This is a genomic window from Frigoribacterium sp. SL97, assembly GCF_026625765.1.
In the GTDB taxonomy this organism is placed as follows: Bacteria; Actinomycetota; Actinomycetes; order Actinomycetales; family Microbacteriaceae; genus Frigoribacterium.
Map to the genome: position 1 here is coordinate 106,145 of NZ_CP113062.1, position 19,430 is coordinate 125,574.

The 19,430-nt window shown below is 70.8% G+C and carries 22 protein-coding genes; 15 read left to right on the forward strand and 7 right to left on the reverse strand.

Annotation, left to right across the window (positions count from 1 at the left end):
• Positions 1-52 precede the first annotated feature (52 nt).
• The 3 genes from purB to OVA02_RS00460 are packed head-to-tail and all read right to left on the reverse strand — an operon-like array spanning position 53 to position 2,342.
• Positions 53-1,435, reverse strand: a complete 1,383-nt coding sequence (gene purB / locus OVA02_RS00450) for an adenylosuccinate lyase (protein ID WP_056049755.1) — start codon at positions 1,433-1,435, stop codon at positions 53-55.
• Positions 1,432-1,884 (reverse strand): low molecular weight protein-tyrosine-phosphatase, encoded by a 453-nt coding sequence (locus tag OVA02_RS00455; RefSeq protein WP_199736314.1) that lies wholly within the window; start codon positions 1,882-1,884, stop codon positions 1,432-1,434. The genes purB and OVA02_RS00455 overlap by 4 nt, the downstream gene beginning before the upstream one ends.
• 50 nt (positions 1,885-1,934) lie before the next feature.
• On the reverse strand, positions 1,935-2,342 hold the full coding sequence (locus tag OVA02_RS00460) for a phage holin family protein (protein WP_056049758.1): 408 nt from the start codon (positions 2,340-2,342) through the stop codon (positions 1,935-1,937).
• Between the two features lie 108 nt (positions 2,343-2,450).
• Here OVA02_RS00460 and OVA02_RS00465 point away from each other — a divergent pair, with 108 nt between their 5' ends.
• The 5 genes from OVA02_RS00465 to OVA02_RS00485 all read left to right on the forward strand — a co-directional run bounded on the left by OVA02_RS00465 (position 2,451) and on the right by OVA02_RS00485 (position 8,140).
• Complete coding sequence (locus tag OVA02_RS00465) at positions 2,451-3,521, forward strand: histidinol-phosphate transaminase (protein ID WP_056049761.1); 1,071 nt, start codon at positions 2,451-2,453, stop codon at positions 3,519-3,521.
• Positions 3,522-3,551: 30 nt separating this feature from the next.
• Complete coding sequence (locus OVA02_RS00470; RefSeq protein ID WP_056049763.1) at positions 3,552-4,712, forward strand: thiamine pyrophosphate-dependent dehydrogenase E1 component subunit alpha; 1,161 nt, start codon at positions 3,552-3,554, stop codon at positions 4,710-4,712.
• Positions 4,713-4,771: 59 nt separating this feature from the next.
• A complete protein-coding gene (locus OVA02_RS00475; RefSeq protein WP_369794408.1) occupies positions 4,772-5,737 on the forward strand; it encodes an alpha-ketoacid dehydrogenase subunit beta in 966 nt (321 codons plus the stop codon).
• Positions 5,738-5,747: 10 nt separating this feature from the next.
• Positions 5,748-7,259 (forward strand): dihydrolipoamide acetyltransferase family protein, encoded by a 1,512-nt coding sequence (locus OVA02_RS00480; protein ID WP_056049769.1) that lies wholly within the window; start codon positions 5,748-5,750, stop codon positions 7,257-7,259.
• Between the two features lie 149 nt (positions 7,260-7,408).
• Positions 7,409-8,140: a GntR family transcriptional regulator gene (locus tag OVA02_RS00485; protein WP_056049772.1), complete on the forward strand. Its 732-nt coding sequence runs from the start codon at positions 7,409-7,411 to the stop codon at positions 8,138-8,140.
• 23 nt (positions 8,141-8,163) lie between these two features.
• Here the strand turns inward: OVA02_RS00485 and OVA02_RS00490 are convergent, their stop codons facing one another.
• Both OVA02_RS00490 and OVA02_RS00495 read right to left on the reverse strand, forming a co-directional pair.
• On the reverse strand, positions 8,164-8,622 hold the full coding sequence (locus OVA02_RS00490; RefSeq protein ID WP_056049775.1) for a PTS sugar transporter subunit IIA: 459 nt from the start codon (positions 8,620-8,622) through the stop codon (positions 8,164-8,166).
• On the reverse strand, positions 8,619-8,852 hold the full coding sequence (locus tag OVA02_RS00495; protein WP_054145886.1) for a glucose PTS transporter subunit EIIB: 234 nt from the start codon (positions 8,850-8,852) through the stop codon (positions 8,619-8,621). The genes OVA02_RS00490 and OVA02_RS00495 overlap by 4 nt, the downstream gene beginning before the upstream one ends.
• 218 nt (positions 8,853-9,070) lie before the next feature.
• Between OVA02_RS00495 and OVA02_RS00500 the strand changes: the two genes are divergently transcribed.
• The 10 genes from OVA02_RS00500 to OVA02_RS00545 all read left to right on the forward strand — a co-directional run bounded on the left by OVA02_RS00500 (position 9,071) and on the right by OVA02_RS00545 (position 17,368).
• The gene (locus OVA02_RS00500) at positions 9,071-10,330 is read left to right on the forward strand and encodes a PTS transporter subunit EIIC (RefSeq protein WP_267658993.1); all 1,260 of its coding nucleotides are present in this window, start codon (positions 9,071-9,073) and stop codon (positions 10,328-10,330) included.
• Positions 10,331-10,489: 159 nt separating this feature from the next.
• Positions 10,490-11,491 carry a metal ABC transporter solute-binding protein, Zn/Mn family gene (locus OVA02_RS00505; RefSeq protein ID WP_267658994.1) on the forward strand — a complete coding sequence of 334 codons (1,002 nt, stop codon included), beginning with the start codon at positions 10,490-10,492 and terminating at the stop codon, positions 11,489-11,491.
• Complete coding sequence (locus tag OVA02_RS00510) at positions 11,488-12,369, forward strand: metal ABC transporter ATP-binding protein (RefSeq protein WP_420709617.1); 882 nt, start codon at positions 11,488-11,490, stop codon at positions 12,367-12,369. Before OVA02_RS00505 ends, OVA02_RS00510 begins: the two co-directional genes overlap by 4 nt.
• Positions 12,366-13,256 carry a metal ABC transporter permease gene (locus OVA02_RS00515; protein WP_056049779.1) on the forward strand — a complete coding sequence of 297 codons (891 nt, stop codon included), beginning with the start codon at positions 12,366-12,368 and terminating at the stop codon, positions 13,254-13,256. Before OVA02_RS00510 ends, OVA02_RS00515 begins: the two co-directional genes overlap by 4 nt.
• A gap of 99 nt (positions 13,257-13,355) precedes the next feature.
• On the forward strand, positions 13,356-13,769 hold the full coding sequence (locus OVA02_RS00520; protein ID WP_054145907.1) for a Fur family transcriptional regulator: 414 nt from the start codon (positions 13,356-13,358) through the stop codon (positions 13,767-13,769).
• 307 nt (positions 13,770-14,076) lie between these two features.
• Entirely contained in the window at positions 14,077-14,313 is a 237-nt protein-coding gene (rpmB, locus tag OVA02_RS00525) for a 50S ribosomal protein L28 (RefSeq protein WP_043595945.1), read from the forward strand.
• A complete protein-coding gene (gene rpmG / locus OVA02_RS00530; protein ID WP_043595944.1) occupies positions 14,313-14,480 on the forward strand; it encodes a 50S ribosomal protein L33 in 168 nt (55 codons plus the stop codon). Before rpmB ends, rpmG begins: the two co-directional genes overlap by 1 nt.
• Before the next feature lie 2 nt (positions 14,481-14,482).
• Positions 14,483-14,788: a 30S ribosomal protein S14 gene (rpsN, locus tag OVA02_RS00535; protein WP_043595941.1), complete on the forward strand. Its 306-nt coding sequence runs from the start codon at positions 14,483-14,485 to the stop codon at positions 14,786-14,788.
• 105 nt (positions 14,789-14,893) lie between these two features.
• Positions 14,894-15,181 carry an HU family DNA-binding protein gene (locus tag OVA02_RS00540; protein WP_043595940.1) on the forward strand — a complete coding sequence of 96 codons (288 nt, stop codon included), beginning with the start codon at positions 14,894-14,896 and terminating at the stop codon, positions 15,179-15,181.
• Between the two features lie 201 nt (positions 15,182-15,382).
• The gene (locus OVA02_RS00545) at positions 15,383-17,368 is read left to right on the forward strand and encodes a cytochrome c oxidase assembly protein (RefSeq protein WP_267658995.1); all 1,986 of its coding nucleotides are present in this window, start codon (positions 15,383-15,385) and stop codon (positions 17,366-17,368) included.
• Positions 17,369-17,517: 149 nt separating this feature from the next.
• Here the strand turns inward: OVA02_RS00545 and OVA02_RS00550 are convergent, their stop codons facing one another.
• Both OVA02_RS00550 and OVA02_RS00555 read right to left on the reverse strand, forming a co-directional pair.
• Positions 17,518-18,552 carry an LLM class flavin-dependent oxidoreductase gene (locus OVA02_RS00550; protein ID WP_056049785.1) on the reverse strand — a complete coding sequence of 345 codons (1,035 nt, stop codon included), beginning with the start codon at positions 18,550-18,552 and terminating at the stop codon, positions 17,518-17,520.
• A 206-nt stretch (positions 18,553-18,758) separates the two neighbouring features.
• Complete coding sequence (locus OVA02_RS00555; protein WP_056049788.1) at positions 18,759-19,409, reverse strand: HD domain-containing protein; 651 nt, start codon at positions 19,407-19,409, stop codon at positions 18,759-18,761.
• Positions 19,410-19,430: the final 21 nt, after the last annotated feature.

Below are 19,430 nucleotides of genomic sequence, written 5' to 3' on the forward strand. Positions count from 1 at the left end.
GCGCCCTCGGGCGCGCGGGCCGTCCTGACGGGCCGACCCGCGCCTCCTGGGGTCAGGCCAGGCGGTCGACGAGCTGCGCCGCGATGCCCGTGTAGGTCGCCGGGGTCAGGGCCACGAGGCGCTGCTTGGCCTCGTCGGACACGTCCAGGCCCTCGACGAACGCGACCAGTTCGGCCTGGCCGACGCGCTTGCCGCGGGTCAGCTCCTTGAGCATGGCGTAGGGGTCGTCGATCGAGGATCGTCCGGCGACGACCTCGGCGCGGATGACGGTCTGGATGGCCTCGGCGAGGACCTCCCAGTTGGAGTCGAGGTCGGACTCGAGGGTCACGGTGCCGACGGCGATCTCGCCGAGGCCGCGACGCAGGTTGTCGAGCGCGAGCATCGAGTGGCCGAACGCGACCCCGATGTTGCGCTGGGCCGACGAGTCGGTGAGGTCGCGCTGCTGGCGGCTGGTGACCAGGGTCGAGGCCAGCGAGTCGAAGAGCGCCGACGAGATCTCGAGGTTGGCCTCGGCGTTCTCGAAGCGGATCGGGTTGATCTTGTGGGGCATGGTCGACGAGCCGGTCGCCCCCGCCTGCGGGATCTGCGTGAAGTAGCCCATCGAGATGTACGACCACACGTCGGTGGCGAGGTTGTGCAGCACCCGGTTGGCGTGGGCGACGCGCGAGTAGAGCTCGGCCTGCCAGTCGTGCGACTCGATCTGCGTCGTCAGCGGGTTGAAGGTCAGCCCCAGGGCGTCCTCGACGAAGGAGCGGGCCGTCTCGGGCCAGTCCAGCCCGGGGTCGGCGACGACGTGGGCCGAGAACGTGCCGGTCGCTCCGCTGAACTTGCCGAGGAACTCGGTGCCGACGATCTGCGAGCGCAGACGCTGCAGGCGGTGCGCGAACACGGCGAACTCCTTCCCGACCGTGGTCGGCGTCGCCGGCTGCCCGTGGGTGTGCGCGAGCATCGGCACGTCGCGGGCGTCGGTGGCCCAGGTGGTGAGGGCGGCGAGCACGGCGTCGAAGGCCGGGAGCCAGACGTCGAACAGGGCCCCCTTGACGGTGACCGCGTACGACAGGTTGTTGATGTCCTCACTGGTGCAGGCGAAGTGGGTGAGTTCGGCGATCCCGTCCAGCCCGAGCTCGGCCAGCCGTGCCCGCACGAAGTACTCGACGGCCTTGACGTCGTGACGGGTCGTCGCCTCGAGGCCGGCGAGTTCGTCGATCGCCGCCTGGCCGAAGTCGGTGACGACGGCCCGCAGCGCCCGCTTCTGCTCGTCGTCGAGCGGCGTCGAGCCGAACGCACGGCGGTCGGTCTGGGCGATCAGCCATTCGACCTCGACGTGCACGCGGGCCCGGTTCAGCCCCGCCTCGCTGAGGTGGTCCCCCAACGTGCGGACCGACGAGCGGTAGCGGCCGTCGAGCGGGCTGAGGGGCTGAGGAGGCAACGTCATGACTGTCCCTTGCGGAGTGCGGGTTCGATCTGGCGGAAGAGGGCCGAGCAGGCGCGCTCGACCATGTCGAGCACCTCGTCGAAGAGTGCTGCGTCGGAGTAGTACGGGTCGGGGACGTCGAGACCGCCACCCGCCGGCGCCGCGTCGGGAGCGAAGGTGAGCAGCAGCTGCACCTTCGAGCGGTCGGCGTCGTCGCCTGCCCAGGCCCGGAGGATGCGTTCTTGGCCGCGATCGAACGCCACCACGAGGTCGTAGCGTGCGAAGTCGTCGGCCTCGAACTGCTTCGCCCGGTGCCGGGAACCATCGTAGCCGCGGCGCTCCAGGGCCTCGACGGTGCGGGGATCGGCCCCCTCGCCGACGTGCCAGTCGCCGGTGCCCGCGCTCGTGACCTCGACCCGGTCGCCGAGGCCCGCGTCGTCGGCGAGCGAGCGCAGCACGGTCTCGGCCATGGGCGAGCGACAGATGTTGCCCGTGCAGACGAAGCAGATGCGGAACCGGTTCACCGCTTCCGGTCACCCCGCCCGACCACGGGGCGGACGACGACGCCGATGGCCCAGGCGAAGACCGCGAGCACGACGGCACCGATCACGCCCCACCAGAAACCGTCGATCGTCAACCCGAAGCCGAAGAGATCCGAGATCCACGCCACGATCAGCAGCAGCAGCCCGTTCACGATCAACGCGATCAGGCCGAGCGTCAGGATGTAGAGGGGGAAGGCCACCACCCTGATCGCCGTGCCGACCACGCCGTTGACGATGCCGAAGACCAGGGCGAGCAGCAGGAAGGTCACGATCGTCTCGAGGGTGCCCCCTGCTCCGTAGGGCGTCACCGTCACCCCCGACACGAGCAGCGTGGTGAGCCACAGGGCCACCGCGTTGATGAGCAGCCTCACGACGAATCGGGTCATCCCCCCATCATGCCGACCTCTCCTCCACGGGCGGTAGTGCCCGACCGGATCCCCCGAGGAGGCGCGGTGCCCTGCCGCGACGCGGCCCCCGCCCCATAGGCTGGCCGCGTGACCACTCCCGTCCGACTCCGTCCCGAGATCGCCGCCCTCCCGCCCTACCGCCAGGGCAAGCAGGCGTCCCCCGACGCCTTCAAACTGTCGTCGAACGAGAACCCGTTCGAGCCCCTCCCCTCGGTCGTCGAGGCCGTCCGTGGCGCCGTCTCGCTCAACCGTTACCCCGACGCCTCGGCGACGGCCCTGCGGACGGCCCTCGCCACCCGGTTCGGCGTCACCGTCGACGAGGTGCACGTCGGCGCGGGGTCGGTCTCGTTGCTGGCCCAGTTCGTGCTCGCCGCGGCCTCGGTCGGCGACGAGGTCGTCTACGCCTGGCGTTCGTTCGAGGCCTACCCGGGGCTCGTCACGGTGGCCGGTGCGACGAGCGTCCAGGTGCCGCTGCGGGCCGACGGGGGCCACGACCTCGAGGCCATGGCCGCGGCCGTCACCGACCGCACCCGCGTCGTCATCGTCTGCTCCCCCAACAACCCGACGGGCACCACGGTGTCGACGGGCGAGTTCGAGTCGTTCATGGCCGCGGTGCCCGACGACGTGCTCGTGCTGCTCGACGAGGCGTACGCCGAGTTCGTCACCGACAGCACGGCCGTCGACGGCGAGACGCTCACCGAGCTGCACCCGAACCTCGTCCTGCTGCGCACCTTCTCGAAGGCGTACGGGCTGGCCGCACTCCGCGTCGGGTACGCGATCGGCGCCTCCTACCTGCTCGACGCCGCGCGGGCCACGGCCATCCCCCTCGCCGTCACCGAGCAGGGCGCGGCCGCGGCCCTCGCCTCGCTCGAGCACGCCGACGAGCTGCTCGGGCGGGTCGACCGCATCGTCCTGCTGCGCGACCAGGTGCGACGCGCCCTGATCGACCAGGGGTGGACGGTTCCCGAGGCGCAGGGCAACTTCGTCTGGCTCGCCACGGGCGAGCACACGGCGGCCGCGGCCCAGGTGTTCGCCGACCACGGGGTCGTCGTCCGGCCGTTCGCGGGCGAGGGCGTGCGCGTCACGATCGGCGAGCCGTCGTCGGTCGACAAGCTGCTGCACGCCGCCCAGCAGATCGTCGACCTCACATCCCGGTGACGGCATATGCCGCGGAATAGATTGGACGCCATGTCTTCCTCCGAAGCGACCGACGCGCCGCCGCCCGTCCAGCTCCTGTCGCCGTCGGGCGAGGTGGTCGAGTCGGCTGCGGCCGACGAGTTCCGCCCCTACGTCGACGCCCTCGGCGACGACGGACTCCGCGCCCTGCACCGCGACATGGTGCTGACGCGTCGATTCGACCGCGAGGCCGCGGCACTCGCGCGCCAGGGGCAGCTCGCCCTCTGGGTGCCGAGCCACGGCCAAGAGGGGGCCCAGGTCGGCCTGGCCCACGCGACCCGCCCGCAGGACCACCTCTTCCCGTCCTACCGCGAGCACGCCGTCGCGCTGTCCCGCGGCATCGACCCGGTCGACATCCTGCGCCTGCTGCGCGGTCACACGCACGGCGGCTGGAACCCCGCCGAGCACCAGAACTTCCACGTCTACACGCTGGTGATCGGTTCGCAGACGCTGCACGCGACCGGCTTCGCCATGGGGCTCGGCCTCGACGGCAAGAGCGGCACGGGCGATCCCGAGGTCGACCAGGCCGTGGTCACGTTCTTCGGCGACGGGGCGACCAGCCAGGGCGACGTCAGCGAGGCCCTGGTCTTCGCCGCGAGCTTCCAGACCCCCGAGCTGTTCTTCCTCCAGAACAACCAGTGGGCGATCAGCGTGCCGGTCGCGCGTCAGTCGCGCACGCCCCTCGTCGCCCGGGCCGGCGGCTTCGGCATCCCCGGCACGCAGGTCGACGGCAACGACGTGCTCGCGAGCTACGCCGTCAGCCGCCGCGACCTCGAGGCCGCCCGCGGCGGCGGCGGGCCCCGCTTCATCGAGGCGCTCACCTACCGCGTCGGCGCGCACACCTCGTCCGACGACCCCACCAAGTACCGCACCGACGACGAGCTGCAGTCCTGGATCGCCCGCGACCCGATCACGCGCTTCGAGGCCTTCCTGCGGAACCGAGGCGAGGGGGACGCGTTCTTCGCCGACCTCGAGACCGAGGGCGACGACCTCGGAGCCGACGTCCGTCGGCGCACGGTCTCGCTGCCGAACCCCGACCGCGGCCTCATCTTCGACCACGTGTACTCCGAGCCGCACCCGCTCATGACCGAGCAGAAGCAGTGGCTGGCGACCTACGAGCAGAGCTTCGGCGGCGCGGGCGAGACCGCGACCACCGACGAGGGGGCAGCATGACCGACACCGTCGAGAACCCGACCGGCACGACCGAGTCGAGCCGCGCCTCCGTGCAGTCCATGCCGCTCGGCAAGGCGATCAACGCCGGCCTCCGCAAGGCCATGGCCGACGACCCCCGCGTCCTGCTGATGGGCGAAGACATCGGCACGCTCGGCGGCGTCTTCCGCGTGACCGAGGGGCTGCAGGCCGAGTTCGGCGACAGACGCGTCATCGACACCCCCCTCGCCGAGTCCGGCATCGTCGGCACCGCCATCGGACTCGCGATGGGTGGCTTCCGCCCGGTCTGCGAGATCCAGTTCGACGGCTTCATCTACCCCGGCTTCGACCAGATCACGTCGCAGCTCGCCAAGCTGACCAACCGGCACGAGGGCACCCTGACGATGCCCGTCGTGATCCGCGTGCCCTACGGCGGGCACATCGGCGCGGTCGAGCACCACCAGGAGAGCCCCGAGGCGTACTTCGCCCACACGGCGGGCCTGCGCGTCGTCAGCCCGAGCACGCCGCACGACGCCTACTGGATGATCCAGGAGGCGATCGCGTCGAACGACCCCGTCATGTTCTTCGAGCCCAAGAGCCGTTACTGGCCCAAGGGCGACGTCGACCTGAGCGACCCGCAGGCACCGCTGCACGCGAGCCGCGTCGTCCGGACGGGCACCGAGGTCACCCTGCTGGGGCACGGCGCGATGGTCAGCGTTCTGCTGCAGGCGGCCGAGATCGCGGCGGCCGAGGGCGTCTCGGCCGAGGTGGTGGACCTGCGGTCGCTCTCCCCCGTCGACTACGGGCCCATCCTCGAGTCGGTCCGGAAGACCGGGCGCCTCGTCGTGGCGCAGGAGGCCCCCGGTTTCGTGTCGGTCGGCTCCGAGATCGCCGCCACCGTCGCCGAGAAGGCCTTCTACTCGCTCGAGGCACCCGTCCTGCGCGTCAGCGGCTTCGACACGCCCTTCCCTCCCGCCAAGCTCGAGACGCAGTACCTGCCCGACGCCGACCGCGTGCTCGAGGCGGTCGACCGGGCCCTGGCCTACTAGGAGTCACGACATGACCAGCGAATTCACCCTGCCCGACGTCGGCGAGGGCCTGACCGAGGCCGAGATCGTCGAATGGAAGGTCGCCCCCGGCGACAGCGTCGAGATCAACCAGGTGCTCGTCGAGATCGAGACCGCGAAGTCGCTCGTCGAGCTCCCCTCGCCCTACGCCGGCGTGGTCGAGAGCATCCTCGTCGAACCAGGTACCACGGTCGACGTCGGCACCCCGATCATCCGGGTCGGCGACTCGACGGCACCCGCGACCCCGTCGGGTCGGGCCGCCGAGTCCGAGTCCCTCGAGTCGGGCGGACTCGCCCGCACGGCGCAGGTCGTGTCACAGAACGAACAAGCACTCTCCGCGCAGCGTGCCCGCCAGGCCGAGCCCGCGGCGTCCGCCACCTCGGTGCAGAGCTCCTCCCCCGCCGCTCCGGCCCGCTCGGCCGACGCGGTCAGCGCCGACGGCGACACCGGCTCGGTGGCGCACGCCCCCGAGGCCCCGGCCGACTCGGGGTCGGGTGCCGTGCTCGTTGGCTACGGCGCCGCGGGGGGTCACGGAGCGACCCGTCGCCGCCGACCGTCGCAGACCGAGGTCGACGCCCGGCAGCTGCGCGTCGCCGAGCAGGCCCGGCGACGCCCCACCACGTCGGTGCCCGCCGCCCAGGCCCTGCCGATCATCGCGAAGCCGCCCATCCGCAAGCTCGCCAAAGACCTCGAGGTCGACCTCGCCGTCGTCCAGCCGACCGGCCTGGCCGGAGAGGTCACCCGCGACGACGTCATCCGTCACGCCCAGCAGGCCAGCGTGTTCCGCAACATCGAGACGCCCGAGTGGGGCGAGGAACGCGTCGAGCGCATCCCCGTCAAGGGCGTCCGCAAGGCCATCGCCGCGGCCATGACGTCGTCGGCGTTCACCGCCCCGCACGTCAGCCTGTTCGTCGACGTCGACGCCACCCGCACGATGGAGTTCGTCAAGCGGTTGAAGGCGTCGCCGCAGTTCGCCGGCGTCAAGGTCTCGCCGTTGCTGATCATGGCCAAGGCGATCATCTGGGCCGTGCGACGCAACCCGATGGTCAACTCGGCCTGGACCGACCGCGAGATCCTCGTCCGGCACTTCGTCAACCTCGGCATCGCCGCGGCCACCCCGCGTGGCCTCATCGTGCCGAACGTCAAGGAGGCCCAGTCGATGAGCCTGCTCGAGCTGGCCCAGGCCCTCGAACAGCTGACGCTGACCGCCCGAGACGGCAAGACGACGCCGGCCGACATGCGGGACGGCACGATCACGATCACCAACATCGGCGTCTTCGGCATGGACACCGGCACGCCGATCCTCAACCCGGGCGAGGTCGCGATCGTGGCCCTCGGCACGATCAAGCCCAAGGCCTGGGTGGTCGACGGCGAGGTCCGCTCGCGCATGGTGACGACGATCGGGGCGAGCTTCGACCACCGCGTGGTCGACGGCGACGTCGCCAGCCGGTTCGTGGCCGACGTGGCGAGCGTCCTCGAAGAGCCGGCGCTCCTGCTCGACTGAGCCCGCGCCTCCTCGTCCGTTCCTGGGAACCCCGCGGGCAGCCGGGCCCCGACCTGGCTGGCGACGGACGGCGTGCAGTAACGTCGAGGCCAGGACGACCGGTCATGACCAGATGGGACCACCCTCGGGCGCGACGGACGAGGGGGCCCATGACCGACCGCATCACCGACGGAGCCGTGCCGAAGCACGAGCAGTTGCGCTCCATCGTGCAGCGGCTCGCGGCCGGTCAGCAGCCCGGCTCGGCGATCGCCAGCGAGCGCCAGCTCATGCTCGAGTACGGCGTCAGCCGGATCACGGTCCGCGAGGCCGTGGGGCAGCTCGTGAACGAGGGCTGGCTGACCCGCGTGCGGGGCAAGGGCACCTTCGTGGCCCACCGCGTGGTCCAGTCGACGCTGCACCTCGCCTCGTTCACCGACGAGATGACGAAGCTCGGCCACGTGCCGAGCACGATCGTGCTGGTCAAGGCCGAGACGGCTCCCCCGCCCGAGACGGCCGCGGCCCTCGGACTCGAGGCCGGCGCCTCGGCGTTCCACGTCAAGCGCCTGCGCCTCGCCGACGGCGTGCCGGTCAGCATCGACGACGGCTGGTACCCCGCGGACCGGCTGCCCGGGCTGCTCGACCACGACCTGAGCCGTTCGCTCTACCGGACCCTCGACGGCGACTACGCGACGCCGATCACCCGCGCGACCCAGACGGTCAGCGCCGAGGGGGCCGACGCCGACGTCGCCACGCTGCTCGGCACGAGCGAGGGCGCCCCGGTGATGTACTTCGACCGGATCTCGTTCGCCGGCGACGTCCCGCTCGAACACGCCAAGAGCTGGTACCGCTCCGACCGCTACCGCCTGCAGATGCAGGTCGAGTCGGGCACGACGCCCGACTGACTCCTGGCCGCGCCGCGTCGGCCTCAGAGGTCGAAGAGGGGCTCCCCCGAGGCGACGGTCGTGCCGACGGCCTGCTGCGGGACGCTGTCCGGGGCGCTGTCGAGCACGACGACCGGGATGACGGCCGAGTAGCCCGCCTCGGCCACGACGGCCGGGTCGAAGCGGACGACGACGTCGCCCGCCGCGACGGTCGCCCCCTCGGCCACGACGAGCTCGAAGCCCTCGCCGCCGAGCTTGACCGTGTCGATGCCGACGTGCACGAGCAGGCCGGTGCCCGACTCGTCCACGACCACGAACGCGTGCGGGTGCAGCTTGACGATCTCGCCGGCGACGGGCGAGACGACGGAGACCACACCCCCTCCAGGAGGCGCGCTCGGCTCGACCGCGACGCCCGCGCCCACGAGCTGCCCGGCGAAGACGGCGTCGGGCACCTCGGCGAGCGCCGTCACCCGGCCGGCGACGGGCGAGAGGACCGTGGTCACGGCAGCAGGTCGTTGATGTCTTCGGCGAGCGAGTCGGCGATCGTGCCGACGATCACCTGGACGCTGCCCCCCGCGTGGACGACGGCGGTGGCTCCCGCGGCCTTGAGGGCGGCGTCGTCGACGAGCGAGATGTCCCGGACGTCGGTGCGGAGGCGCGTGATGCAGCCCTCGATCTCCTCGATGTTGTCGGCGCCGCCGAGTCCGTCGATCATGGCCTGTGCTTTCGACATGAGCTGTTCTCCTCCGTGGGTTCGGTCGCTCGCGGCGACGAGGGTGTCGTCCTAGTTGACACCACCCGTCGGTCTGAGGAAACTACCACTCACTGGTCATGACCGGACAGGACCGGAGGCTCCGCGCTCGACGCGACCCGCGCCTCCGGAACCGCCCCACCCGCACGACACCCGACCCACCCCGCACCACGGCTGCTCACCGACGAGAGGACCACCTGATGACGACGACGACCGAGTCGGCCCCGACCAAGAAGAGGGGCTCGGCCGCCTTCGCGGTGCTGCAGCGCCTCGGGCGCAGCCTCATGCTGCCGATCGCGGTGCTCCCGGCGGCGGGCATCCTGCTGCGACTCGGGCAGGCCGACCTCCTCGGCGCGATCCCCGGCTTCGAGACGGGCGCCTCGGTGATCGGCGCAGCCGGGCAGGCGGTCTTCACCTGGCTGCCGCTGATCTTCGCGGCCGGCATCGCGATCGGCTGGGCGAAGAAGTCGGACGGTTCGACGGCCCTCGCCGCGGTCGTCGGCTACATGGTGATCGACGGCGTCTTCAAGGCCATGTCGCCGGTCGTTCTCGCGGGCCGTGAGACCCCGACGGGCGACCCCGAGGTCATCAACTACGGCGTGCTGGCCGGCATCGTGATGGGCATCCTCTCGGCGATGATCTGGCAGCGCTTCTACCGCACGAAGCTGCCCGACTTCCTCGGGTTCTTCTCGGGCCGTCGCATGGTGCCGATCCTCACCGCCGTCACGGGCCTGGTCGTCGGCGTCGTCATGTCGTTCATCTACCCCCTGTTCAACAACGCCCTCACCGGCATCGGCCAGGCGGTCGCGTCGAACGACGTGGTCGGCAGCGGCATCTACGGCGTCGCCAACCGCCTGCTGATCCCCACCGGCCTGCACCACATCCTCAACTCGGTCGTGTGGTTCCTGGTCGGCGACTACACCAACGCCAGCGGGGAGATCGTCCGGGGCGACCTGAACCGCTTCTTCGCCGGCGATCCGAGCGCCGGGGTGTTCATGACCGGGTTCTTCCCGATCTTCATGTTCGCCCTGCCCGCCGCGGCCCTGGCGATCTGGCGTCACGCCCGCCCCGAGAAGAAGAAGCTGATCGGCGGCATCATGCTGTCGACCGCGCTGACGGCGTTCATCACGGGCATCACCGAGCCGCTCGAGTTCTCGTTCATGTTCGTCGCCTGGCCGCTGTACGTCATCCACGCGGTGCTGACCGGCACGTCGATGATGCTGGTCAACGCACTCGACATCCACACCGGGTTCACCTTCTCGGCGGGGTTGATCGACTACGTGCTGAACTTCAACATCTCGCAGAACTCGATCTGGCTCATCCCGATCGGGCTCGGCTACGCGGTCGTCTACTACGTCCTGTTCAGCTTCGTCATCAAGAAGTGGAACCTCAAGACGCCCGGCCGCGAGGACGACGACGCCGCCGGCGCCGAGTCCGTCGAGGCCGCCACGAAGGCCTAGGCGCGCTGCGACACCCCCTGCTCGGCATCACACCCTCGGAACAGGGGGTGTCGTGCCGAGCAGGGGGTGTCGCGCTGTCTCGCGACGCGGGAGGCGCGCTCGGCCGACCCGCGCCTCCTCGTTTTGACAATCATTATCAGTAGCAATAGCGTGACGGCCATGAAGATGCGCTCGCTGCCGACCCTGCTCGTCCTGCCCGCCGCCGCGGCCCTCGTGCTGAGCGGTTGCGCCACGGGCGCCTCGGGCTCGACCGACTCCACCGACGGAGGCGCGATCTCGGTGGTCACGTCGACCAACGTCTACGGCGACATCGCCACGACCGTCGGAGGCGACCTGGTCGACGTCACCAGCATCATCAGCGACCCCTCGCAGGACCCGCACTCGTACGAGGCCGACGCCCGCACGCAGCTGGCCGTCTCGAAGGCCGACGTGGTCGTCGAGAACGGCGGCGGCTACGACTCGTTCGTCGACACGATGGTCGACGCGAGCGGAACCGACGCCACCGTGGTCAACGCCGTCGACGTCTCGGGGCTCGACCCCGAGGCCGGGCACGACGACCACGCCGACGAGGCCACCGACGCCGCGAGCGACGACGCCACCGCAGAGGCCGACGGGCACGACGACCACGACCACGCCGCGTTCAACGAGCACGTGTTCTACAGCCTGCCGAGCATGGCGAAGCTCGCCACGGCCCTGGCCGACGAGTTCGGCCGGGTCGACACCGCGAACGCCGACACCTTCACCGCGAACGCCGAGGCCTTCGGCACGAAGATCGCCGACCTGGAGGCGCAGGCCGCCTCGATCAAGACGGCCCACGACGGCGACCCGGTCGCCTACACCGAGCCCGTGCCCGGCTACCTCTTCGACGCGATGGGCCTGGTCAACGTGACGCCCGAGGCCTTCTCCGAGGCGATCGAGGAGGGCGACGACGTGTCGCCCGCCGTGCTCAACGACACCCTGAAGCTCTTCACCGACGGGAAGGTCGACCTGCTCGCCTACAACGAGCAGACCTCGAGTCCCGAGACCGAGCAGGTCGAGAAGGCCGCGACCGACGCCGGCGTCGCCATCGTGCCGGTCACCGAGCTGCTGCCCGAGGGGGAAGACTACGTGGCATGGCAACAGAGCAACATCGACGCGATCTCGGCGGCCCTCGGCGAGTGACCGACCCGTCCGGCGCGACCTCCGTCGCCGCCGCCACCCGCGCCTCCTCGGCCGGTGGCGGCGGCGACGCCGTGCTGCGCCTCCGCGACGCCGGGGTCTCGTTCGGCGCCCGCACGCTCTGGTCGGGTCTCGACCTCGACGTGCGGCCGGGCGAGTTCATCGCCGTGCTCGGGCCGAACGGTGCGGGCAAGACGACGATGCTGCGCACGATCCTCGGGCAGCAGCACCTGACCGCGGGCAGCATCGAGTTCCTCGGCCGGCCAGTCGGGCGCGGCCATCGCCGCATCGGGTACGTGCCGCAGCAACGACTGATGGAGTCCGGCACCCCGCTGCGTGCCCGTGACATGATCGCGCTGGGCGTCACGGGCCACCGCTGGGGGCCGCGCCGCGAGACCCCGACCGAACGGGCCCGCATCGACGCCCTGGTCGACGAGGTCGGCGCCACCTCGTTCGCGACCTCTCCGGTCGCGAGCCTCAGCGGCGGCGAGCAGCAGCGCACCCGGGTCGGCCAGGCGCTGGCCGCCGAACCGGCCCTGCTGCTCTGCGACGAGCCCCTCATCTCGCTCGACCTGCGGCACCAGCGCGAGGTCACCCGCCTGATCGACGAGCAGCGGCGGGCCCGCAACGCCGCGGTCGTGTTCGTCACGCACGACGTCAACCCCATCCTCGACGTCGTCGACCGGGTGCTCTACCTCGCCGGAGGCCGGTTCCGCATCGGAACACCCGACGAGGTGCTGCGCGCCGACGTGCTGAGCGACCTCTACGGCACTCCGGTCGACGTGATCCGCACCATGGGGCGCATCGTGATCGTCGGCAGCCACGACGGGCACGACCACCACGTCGACGAACACCTCGACGACGAAGGACTCGTCCGATGACCGACCTGTGGTCGCAGCTGTTCAGCTTCCAAGACTTCGGCGAGCTGCTCGTGCTGGTGCGCAACAGCGTCGTCGCGGGCGCCGTGCTCGGCCTGGTGGGCGGCCTGATCGGGCCCTTCGTGATCACGCGCAACATGCCCTTCGCGGTGCACGGCATCAGCGAGCTCTCGTTCGCCGGTGCCGCCGCCGCCCTGCTGCTCGGCGTGAACGTCGTCAGCGGCTCGCTCGTCGGCAGCCTGATCGCCGCCCTGCTGATCGGGCTGCTGGGCACCCGGGCGCGGGAGCGCAACTCGATCATCGCGGTGCTCATGCCGTTCGGCCTGGGCCTCGGCATCCTCTTCCTGGCGCTCTACCGAGGGCGGTCGGCCAACAAGTTCGGGCTGCTGACCGGCCAGATCGTGTCGGTCGACAATCCGCAGCTGGGCTGGCTCGTCGCCATCTCGGCCGTGGTGATCGTCACGCTGATCGTCATCTGGCGTCCGCTGACCTTCGCCAGCGTCGACCCCGACGTCGCCGCGGCGGCCGGCGTCCCCGTGCGCACGCTCGGCATCGTCTTCATGCTCGTGCTGGGTCTGTCGGTCGCGGTGTCGGTCCAGATCATCGGGGCGCTGCTCGTCCTCTCGCTGCTCGTCACACCCGCCGCGGCCGCGCTGAGGCTGACCGTGAACCCGCGACTCGTGCCCGTGCTGAGCGTGACCTTCGCCGTCGTCTCGGTCGTCGGCGGCATCCTGCTCGCCCTGGGCGGGGGCCTGCCGATCAGCCCCTACGTCACCACGATCTCGTTCACGATCTGGCTCGTCTGCCGCCTGGTCGGCTGGCGTCGCACGGCCGCCGCCGTGAAGCCGCGCAGGGGCCCGCGGGTACCCTTGGCACCGACCGGCGTCTGAGGCAGACCGGGGTCCGACGCACCTGGTCCCGGTGCACCGGGACCCGACGCACCGAGGTCCGACGCACAGGTCCGAGACACAGAGAGGCAGGACGCCGTGGTGGTCCGACGCAACACGTGGCAACGCGAGGCCGTGCGAGAAGCACTCGGCACGAGCGAGGGGTTCGTCAGCGCGCAGGCGCTGCACGCCCACCTGCGCGAGACCGGCATCGGCCTGGCCACGGTCTACCGGGCACTCGCCGACCTCGCGGCCGACGGCTCGGCCGATTCGCTGCAGCAAGAAGGCGAGAGCCTCTACCGCGCCTGCACCCCGGGCACGCACCACCACCACCTGATCTGCCGCAACTGCGGCACCACCGTCGAGATCGAGGCCGACGAGGTCGAGACCTGGGCCCAGCACGTCGCCGCGACGCACGGGTTCACCGAGGCGCAGCACGTGGTCGACGTGTTCGGCCTGTGCCCCGCGTGCACGGCCGAGGCCCGCGCGGCCGCCGACGCCTCCGCGATCCGCTGAGCCGCGCCTCCTCGATCAGCTGAGCCGCGCCTCCTCGTCCCGTCGGCGCGCGCCGAGGCGATCGCGTGGCCGCAGCCCCGGGTTCCGAGCGCCGAGCCCCGAGCCCCGACCCCGAGTCGGGGAGGCGCGGGTTGCGTGGGTCCGGGCGTGTCGCGTAAGCTTTCCCTTTGGTTGGGCGCTCTCTGCGCCCATGTGCACCGCCTCCCGGCTACACCGCCCGATCCCTCGATCGGGCAGGGGGACCGGCGCGCCGACAAGTGACCTTGGGTGAGGGCTCCGGCCCTCACGGTATCTACGGAGGAAAACCATGGCAGCAACCTGCCAGGTGACCGGAGCCGTTCCCGGCTTCGGACACAACATCTCGCACTCGCACCGACGCACCAAGCGTCGTTTCGACCCGAACATCCAGAAGAAGACATACTACGTGCCGTCGCTTCGTCGTAACGTGACCCTTCAGCTCAGCGCCAAGGGCATCAAGGTCATCGACGCTCGTGGCATCGAGTCGGTCGTCAAGGACCTGCTCGCTCGTGGGGAGAAGATCTAATGGCTCGTCAGCAGGACGTCCGTCCCATCATCAAGCTCCGCTCGACGGCGGGCACCGGTTTCACGTACGTGACCAAGAAGAACCGTCGTAACAACCCCGACCGTCTCGTGCTGAAGAAGTACGACCCGGTGATTCGCAAGCACGTCGAATTCCGCGAGGAGCGCTAAAAATGGCCAAGAAGAGCATGATCGCCAAGAACAACCAGCGCGCCGAGATCGTGGCCCGCTACGCCGAGAAGCGTCTCGAGCTGAAGAAGGCCCTGATCGACCCGAACGGTTCCGACGAGAGCCGCGAGGCCGCTCGCCTCGGTCTGCAGAAGCTGCCGCGCAACGCGTCGCCGGTCCGCCTCCGCAACCGCGACTCGGTCGACGGCCGCCCCCGCGGTCACCTCAAGGCCTACGGCATCAGCCGCGTGCGTTTCCGCGACATGGCCCACCGTGGCGAGTTGCCGGGCATCACGAAGTCTTCCTGGTAGGTTTCAACCGGTTCCACAGGGCCCTCGGCTCTCTGGTCTCGACCGCACAGGCATGGTGAACGCCGTGTCTCGTCACACCGAATGAAGTCCGAGGAGGACATTTACATGGCTGACAAGTCACTGAACCGTACCGAGCTCGTCGCAGCTGTCGCATCCGAGTCCGGCCAGAGCCAGGCCGCCGTCAGCGGCGTCGTCGACGCGTTCTTCTCCGTCGTCTCGAAGTCGGTCGCGGACGGCACGAAGGTCACCATCCCCGGGTGGATCGCTTTCGAGAAGACGCACCGCGCCGCTCGTACCGGCCGCAACCCGCAGACGGGTGAGGCCCTCGAGATCGCCGCCAGCGACAGCGTCAAGGTCAGCGCCGGCAGCAAGCTCAAGGCTGCGGTCAAGTAGTCCTCGCTCTCACGAGCACCCGAGAAGGGGCGTGACGACCATCGGTCGTCACGCCCCTTCTCTCGTTCCCCCTCGTCTCGTCCCGCCCCGCCGACAGGCTCGGTCGTCCGTGCGCCGGTCGCCCGGACGGATCACTCGACGTCGAGCGACGCCCCCCACCCGCACCCGTTCACCAGGCGATCCGACTTACCCTGGTAGACGATGCCCAGACTCGCCCGCACCACGGCGCCCGCACTGCTCGTGCTGGTGGCGTTCGCGTCCCTCCTCGCCGCCCTGAAGTTCGGCGGGGCGGCCGACGCGCCCCTCGTCGTCGACCCCGGCGAGGTCGTCCGCTACGGGTTGCCCATGTCCAAGATGCTGGGCAACGTCGGCGCGGCCCTCACCATCGGCACGCTCTTCCTGACCTGCTTCGCACTCACCCGACGCGAAGCGGAGTACGACCGCGCCATGGACGTCGCCGCCGCCGCGGCGGGGTTCTGGGCCGTCGCCTCGGCGATCACCACCTTCTTCACCTTCCTCAGCGTCGCCAACGTGCCGGTCACCTTCGACGACCAGTTCGGGCGGACGCTCGCGTTCTTCCTGACGAACACCGAGCTCGGCATCGCCTGGCTGATCACGACGCTGATCGCGGCGACCGTCACGGTGCTCTGCTTCATCGTCCGCAACATCTGGTTGATCGTCGCCGTCACGGTGCTCGCCGCCGGCGGGCTCATCCCCATCGCCGAGCAGGGCCACGCGGCCGGCACGAGTGGCCACGACGCCGCCGTCACCGACCTCGCCCTGCACCTGGTCGGGGCGTCGGTCTGGCTGGGCGGCCTGCTCGCCATCGTGCTGCTGCGCGGGCACCTCTCGAGCGGGCGGCTGGCGATCGTGCTCGCGCGCTACTCGAGCGTGGCGATCGTCTGCTTCGTGGTCGTCGCGGTGTCGGGCATCGGCAGCGCCGCCATCCGCATCGGCGACTGGTCGGCCCTGACGTCGGGCTACGGCGTGCTCGTGCTCGTCAAGACGTTCGCCCTCGTCGCGCTGGGGTTGTTCGGCGTCGTGCAACGCCGCTGGCTCGTCGGCCGCCTCACGACCCACCCCAAGGCGACGACGAAGGCCTTCTGGTGGTTCGTCACCGCCGAGCTCGCGTTCATGGGGCTCGCCTCCGGCGTCGCCGCCGCACTCGCCCGGACGGCCACCCCGGTCGAGCAGGTCGCCGCGGCCGACCTGGCCGACCCGACCCCCGCGGTCATCCTCACCGAAGAGGCGCTGCCACCCGAGTTGACACCCTTGCGCTACCTCACCGAATGGAACGTCGACCTGCTCTGGGGGCTGCTCTGTGCCTTCGGCGTCTTCTTCTACCTGGCCGGCGTCGTCCGCCTGCACCGCCGTGGCGACCGCTGGCCGGTCGGCCGCACCGTGTCGTGGGTGGCGGGCCTGGTCGTGTTGTTCTACATCACGTGCGGCGCCCCGAACGTGTACGAGGAGTACCTCTTCAGCACGCACATGCTCGCGCACATGGCACTCGGCATGCTCGTGCCCGTGCTGCTCGTGCCGGGCGCGCCCGTGACGCTCGCGTTGCGCACCATCAAGAAACGCAGCGACGGCACCCGTGGCGGCCGCGAGTGGATCATGATCCTCGTGCACTCCCGGTTCGCGACCTTCGTCAGCAACCCGATCATCTCGGCGGTGCTGTTCGCGGGCTCGCTGTGGGCGTTCTACTACACGCCGTTGTTCAGCTGGGCGACGACCACGCACATCGGCCACTACTGGATGATCGTGCACTTCCTGATCACCGGCTACCTCTTCGTGCAGTCGATGATCGGCATCGACCCCGTCAAGGGTCGACTGCCCTACCCCGCCCGACTCGTCGTACTGCTCGGCACCATGGCGTTCCACGCGTTCTTCGGCCTGGGCATCATGAGCGCCACGGGGCTCTTCCTCGCCGACTGGTACGGCGCCATGGGGCGCACCTGGGGCCCGACGCCGATGCAGGACCAGTACGTCGCCGGCGGCATCGCCTGGAGCGTCGGCGAGATCCCCACGATCGTCATGGCCATCGCCGTCGCCATCATGTGGAGCCGCAGCGACGGCCGAGAAGCCGTCCGCAAGGACCGCCAGGCCGAGCGCGACGACGACGCCGAGCTGAGGGCGTACAACGAGCAGCTCGAGGCGCTGTCCCACCAGCGCGAGCGCACCCGCTGACGCGAGCGGCGAGCCGCGAGCCGCGAGCCGCGAAACAGGAACGCACCGTGTTTCGTGCAGGGCACCGCGACTGTTCGGGGTGCGGTGCACGAAACGCGGTGCGCTGGTCGGGGTCGTAGGGCACGAGCCCCGAGGAGGCGCGGGTCGCGTCAGGCGAGCATCTCGCGCACCAGCGGGACGACCTTCGTGCCGTACAGCTCGATGCTGCGCATCATGAGCTCGTGCGGCAGGCGGCCCATGCTGTACCGCATGTCGAAGCGCGTCGCGCCGAGCAGGCGCATGTTCTGCGCGATCTTCGTGGCGACGGTCTCGGGCGAGCCCACGTAGAGCGCGCCGGTCGAGCTGGCGCTGGCCTCGTACTGCGCGCGGCTGTAGGGGGGCCAGCCGCGTTCGCGACCGAGCTGGTTCGTCTGCTCCTCTTGGTAGGGGAACAGCGCCTCCTTGGCTTCGGCATCGGTCTCGGCCACGAAACCGGGCGAGTGCATCGCGATCGGCTGGGAGTCGTGGCCGAACTCACCGAGGGCGCGTCGGTAGAGGTCGGCGTACGGCGCGAACTGCGCCGGCTGGCCTCCGATGATCGCGAGGAAGAGCGGGAAACCGTAGTGTGCGGCCCGGATGACCGACTGCGGCGATCCGCCGACGCCGACCCAGGTGCGGATCGAGCCGCCTTCGGTCTTGGGGTAGACCTCTTGCGCGTCGAGGCCGGCGCGGACGGTGCCCGACCAGGTCGTCGGGCCCTCCTTCAGCAGCTCGGCGAAGAGTTGGATCTTCTCCTCGAAGAGCACCTCGTAGTCCTGCAGGTCGAGGCCGAAGAGCGGGAACGACTCGGTGAACGAGCCGCGGCCCAGGATGACCTCGGCACGGCCGTTCGAGATCGCGTCGACCGTGGCGAAGCGCTGGAACACGCGCACGGGATCGTCCGAGCTGAGGACGGTGACGGCCGAGCCCAGGCGGATGGTCTTCGTGCGGGCGGCGATCGCGGCGAGCACGACCTCGGGGGCCGAGACGGCGAAGTCCTTGCGGTGGTGCTCGCCGACGCCGATGAAGTCGAGACCGACCTCGTCGGCCAGGACGGCCTGGTCGACCAGGTTGCGGATGGCCTGGGCGTGCGTGACGGGGCTGCCGTCGAGGCGGTCGGTGATGTCGCCGAAGGTGTCGAGGCCGAACTCGAGGGGGTGTGCCATGCGGGTGCTCTCCTGATTCATACGTTCGCATCATTCTAACCGATGGAGCGCGATCGCGGGAGGGGGCCCGGCGCACGTGGCCGTGGCCCACCCGATGCTCGGGCGGCGGGTGCTCGTGCGCGGGATGCCCGGGCGGCGGGTGCTCGTGCGCGGGATGCCCGGGCGCCGGGTGCCGGTGCGCGGGCGGCGGGTGCTCGGCGCCGGGGTCAGAGGCGGTCGAGCGGGTTCGCGGCGATCCGGTCGCGCATGCCGCCCCGGATCGTGCGGGCGGCCTCGGACCCGGGCTTCCGGTGCGCCTGCGTCGACATCAGCCCGCCGAACTCGGCACCGAACCCGTCGCGGGGCAGCCGCTCGACCAGGGCGGCGACCAGCTCGGCCGGCCAGTCCTCACCGCCCACCCCCGACACGTCGAGGCTCGTGGCCCGCTCGAGCAGGTGACCCTCGACGTCGAGGTCGGCCGAGACCGCGGGCCACATGTGCCGCACGATGACGTCCGCCAGCCGCTGGGCGCGTGCGGCCGACCAGCCCGCCCCCGCGGCGAACACCCGGGCGACCTCGCCCCCCGCTCGCTCGAACGACTCGGTGTGGCTGTCGAACGGCGACGCCAGCCCGACGTCGTGCAGGGCCGCCGCGACGAACAGCAGCTCGTGGTCGAAGGCCAGCCCCTCGCGGCGCCCGAGGTCGACGGCGAGCGCCGCCGAGCGACGGCTGTGCGCGAGCAGGGCCGCGCTCGACACGGCGGCGGCGGCCTCGAGGGCCCGGGCGGCGACGAGCGAAGGAGGCGCGAGCAGCTCGTCGAGGACGGCGGCGGCGGCGGTCGATTGCGGCTCGGGCGTCGGGCGGGGCTCGGTGGGCATGGCAGGAACCCTACGGGTGGA